This is a genomic window from Citrobacter sp. TBCS-14, from assembly GCF_005280805.1.
GTDB classification, from domain to species: Bacteria; Pseudomonadota; Gammaproteobacteria; order Enterobacterales; family Enterobacteriaceae; genus Citrobacter; species Citrobacter gillenii.
The window spans coordinates 1-219 of sequence record NZ_SZWM01000687.1 but is presented as its reverse complement, the minus strand read 5'-3'; the positions used below and the strand labels follow the sequence as shown (position 1 = coordinate 219).

The window sequence follows — 219 nt, the reverse complement described above, 5'->3', positions numbered from 1 at the left end:
GTATTACACCCAGTACGTGCTCAACGATATACATCTGCTGTCGTGGATGGGTTTCTTCAGCATGGGGTGCATTCTGCTTGGGGTACTGCTGGTTCCCACAGCTGTAAAACGCTTCGGTAAAAAACAGGTTTACCTCGGCGGTCTGGCGCTATGGGCAATCGGCGATGTGCTGAACTTTTTCTGGGGCAGCACGTCATTTTTATTCGTGATGTTTTCTTG

General features: G+C 49.3%; 1 protein-coding gene. It reads left to right on the top strand.

Annotated features, from left to right (window positions below; all coding sequences use genetic code 11):
- The coding region (locus FDX22_RS20705; RefSeq protein WP_186805396.1) for an MFS transporter at window positions 1-219 on the top strand (219 nt) is incomplete at both ends.